At 61.1% G+C, this 2,791-nt stretch carries 2 protein-coding genes; both read right to left on the reverse strand.

The window, feature by feature from the left end; genetic code table 11:
• Positions 1 to 156, reverse strand: a 156-nt coding sequence (locus ACESMT_RS01935) for a chemotaxis protein CheW (RefSeq protein ID WP_372824721.1), incomplete at its 3' end; no start/stop codon positions are given.
• Between the two features lie 171 nt (positions 157 to 327).
• Positions 328 to 2,367, reverse strand: a complete 2,040-nt coding sequence (locus tag ACESMT_RS01940; protein WP_372824723.1) for a methyl-accepting chemotaxis protein — start codon at positions 2,365 to 2,367, stop codon at positions 328 to 330.
• Between the last annotated feature and the right edge of the window lie 424 nt (positions 2,368 to 2,791).

The raw sequence follows: 2,791 nt of genomic DNA on the forward strand, positions 1-2,791 counted from the left end.
CACACCCTTGATATGCTCCGGCGCATTGGCGATGCGGGTCACGGTGTCATAACCGCGCAGCTCCTGCACTTTCTGGATATCGATGCCGTACTCTTCCTGGCCCAGCGTGAAGGCCAGAAACTCCAGCGCCTTCATGGCAGGCGCGCCATGGAGCATCACAGCCGCAGCGGAAGGGTTGGGGTTGCTTGTTGTCGCGTGCATGCGCATTCCTTTAAACAATATGGGTGACACGCCTGCTTATGCGCTGCACCCGAAAAACGATGCCGTTGGCAGACATCCCTACCTGTTTAGCGGCAAAATCCAGGGAAACTTTAGGAAAATCCATGTTTACACCGCAACGAGAGCCGCAGCATCGACAAGTTGACTGCGTTGCGGCGCGGCAGTGGCCCGTTTGGCAGCAGGTGGTTGCATCGACGCAGGGCGCTGAGGGGCGCTTGCCGGACGCTTGGGCGCGGCCGCGTGATGGAGTTGTTGCTCGTGCTCGAGTCTGAACACACTGACCACCTGAGACAGTCCGCTGGCCTGCTCTTGCAGTGAAGCCGCTGCTGCTGCCGCTTCTTCCACCAGCGCGGCGTTTTGCTGCGTCACCTGGTCCATCTGCGTGATCGCCTGGTTGATCTGCTCGATGCCTGCCGTCTGCTCCTGGCTGGCCGCCGTGATCTCGGCCATGATGTCGGTCACGCGTTTGGCGCTGCCCACAATCTCGTCCATGGTCTTGCCAGCTTCAGCGACCTGTTTGCTGCCTTCTTCAACCTTGTCGACCGAGTCGCCGATCAGGGTCTTGATCTCTTTGGCTGCTGCTGCTGAGCGCTGGGCCAGGTTGCGCACTTCGGCGGCGACGACTGCAAAGCCGCGGCCTTGCTCGCCAGCCCTTGCCGCTTCGACTGCGGCGTTGAGCGCCAGGATGTTGGTCTGAAAGGCAATCCCGTCGATCACGCCGATGATGTCGACGATCTTTTTGGACGAGGCGTTGATGGCGCTCATGGTGCTCACCATCTGGGACACCACCGCGCCGCCACGCACGGCCACGCCCGAGTTGGATACCGCCAGCTGGTTGGCCTGGCGGGCGTTGTCGGCATTTTGCTTGACGGTGCTGGTCAGCTCTTCCATCGAGGCTGCGGTTTCTTCCAGCGAAGAGGCCTGCTGCTCTGTCCGGGACGATAAATCCATGTTGCCTGAGGCGATCTGGCTGGAGGCGGTGGCTATGGTGTCTGTGCCTTGACGCACTTCGCCCACCACACGGGACAGGCTGGCACGCATGGACTCCAGAGCCCGGGTGATGACGCCGATTTCGTCGCGCCGCTTCGACGTTAAATGCTGGGACAGGTCGCCCTCGCCGATGGTCTGCACATGCTGGCTAAGCAGCCCCAATGACCCCACGGTACGGCGAATGGAAATAATCAGCGCGAAGCCAAGCACGGCGGCAGACAGAACAATGAACCCACCCACCCAGGCCATCTGACGATACAGATCCGCCAGTACTTCGGACGCCGGAACCTCAGCCACAACCAGCCAGCCGGTTGCCTCGCTCCTGGACACGGAGGCATAACGCTGCCCGCCCTGTCCCGGCTCAAGAACGGCTGACGCCTTGTCAATCCAGAAGGCCTCCTTGCCCGTCAGGCGTTCAAGCCATTGCGCCGGCTCGGGCTGAAGCACGTCGGCCAGCTTTTTCCCGGCCGCCGTTGGGTGGAACACCAGCGTCGCCAAGGCGGGGTCGCTGCCCGGATTGACGGCGTAAAGTCCTCCGGTGCTGAAAATCTTCATCTGCTTGACGGCCTCGCCCAAAGAGGCTTGCTGCTGTGAAATATCCAGCCCAATGTAAAGGACGCCCACGATACGCCCGGCGTCATCGCGCACCGGTTCATAAACTGTCATGAAGGGTCGTCCAAACAGAAGAGTCCGCCCGACAAACCTTTTTCCTGCGCGCAGCGTTGCATAGGCCGGGCTCTTGCGGTCCAGCAGGGTTCCTACCGCGCGCTCGCCGTTTTCCTTCTTGACCGATGTGGTGATTCTGCGGAAATCATCGCCTTGCGCCACGAACACTGTGGCGTTGCCTCCGGCAAAGTCCTTCGCAAAACCATCTACTTCCGTGGGGTTGTCGTTGATCGGCCCACCATAGTTTGTCAATGTGTCCGCATCGCCAAGGGCCAGGGTCGGGCCAAACTGGCGTCGAAAAGTGCCGAAAGCGTTTTCAGCGCCCAGACGCATGGTCTGGTCGAAAATGTCCAGAGAAAGGGCAATCGCTTCTGCCTTGGCATTGGCATACTGGGCGGCGCCGCGCTGGTGCTGCGAGGACGCCAGCGTGTAGAAAATCCCCAGAAGGAGCGCCGTCACCACCACGATGGCAATGCCTCCCCTGACCGCCATGGTGCGCGCCAGGGAGACGAAGCCCGGAGCCGCTGCCTGCCCATGCACCGGGGATTTGCCCGTCAAAACACGAGTTGCTTTCCGCAAAGACGCAAGCGCAAGCCTTGCTGCGGCTGGATCGGAATCTCTGGGATGAAGGGCTGATGTCTGCATGTTGTCCTCAGATAAACGGCTTTGGAGGCTTTAATGTGGCCAGATGGGCTGGCACACCTACCTCTCCACTAATAAAATTTTCATGGGTGATCGGGCTACCCATGAGTCGGTCTCAGGCTCAAAACTCTTCCCAGTCGCCGCCAGCGCCTGCTACTGCGAGCTGCCTGGGCTGAACCGGTGGGGCTGGCTTGCGCTGCGGCGCGGGAATCGCCCGTTTGGCGGCAGGCGGCTGCATGGGCGCGCCTTGATGCGCAGTTGCGTCGCGCTGCGG

This window comes from Polaromonas sp. (genome assembly GCF_041689105.1).
In the GTDB taxonomy this organism is placed as follows: domain Bacteria; phylum Pseudomonadota; class Gammaproteobacteria; order Burkholderiales; family Burkholderiaceae_C; genus Polaromonas.